This window comes from Pseudoalteromonas sp. P1-7a (assembly GCF_001401855.1).
GTDB lineage: Bacteria > Pseudomonadota > Gammaproteobacteria > Enterobacterales > Alteromonadaceae > Pseudoalteromonas.
On sequence record NZ_LKDU01000085.1, the window covers coordinates 1 to 707 of the forward strand.

General features: G+C 50.9%; 1 protein-coding gene. It reads right to left on the bottom strand.

What is annotated here, in order from left to right; translation table 11 throughout:
• A partial coding sequence (locus AN389_RS19545) for a hypothetical protein (protein WP_146258101.1) occupies window positions 1–707 on the bottom strand: 707 nt, incomplete at both ends.

Sequence of the window (707 nt, forward strand, 5' to 3'; positions counted from 1 at the left end):
CAATGCTGGTTGTGATTGCTGCGGTGTTATCAAGCTCGACTGAATCTTGTGCTGAAATCGGGTTGCCTGCCACATCGGATACGCTGGCTATGGCAGTGAGTGTGCCATCGTTTAGTGCGCTTGCATCAATCGGATCAGTAACATACTCGCCATTTTGTACAAGCGCCGTTGTTTCAACTTGGTTTGTGCCATCGCTGATAAAAACCGTCACGGTTTGGCCGTCTTCAACATCGGTTACTGTACCGCGTACCACGATGGCTGCACTTTCGCCGTTGCCATTGATAACGCCATCTGCTGTTTTATCAATGCTGGTTGTAATTGCTGCGGTGTTATCAAGTTCTACGCTATCTTGCGCGCTTACAGGGTTACCCGCTAAATCTGATGCGCTTGCTGTAGCGGTGAGTGTGCCGTCGCTTAGTGCGCTTGCATCAATCGGATCGGTAACATACTCACCGTTTTGCACAAGCGCCGTTGTTTCAACTTGGTTTGTACCATCGCTGATGATCACCGTCACGGTTTGACCGTCTTCCACATCGCTCACCGTGCCACGCACAACCATGGCGGCGCTTTCGCCGTTGCCATTAATCACGCCGTCGGCGGTTTTATCAATGCTGGTTATGATCGCTGCGGTGTTATCAAGTTCAACTGTATCCTCAGCTGTAACAGGGTTACCTGCTACATCGGATACGCTGGCTGTAGCGGTGAGT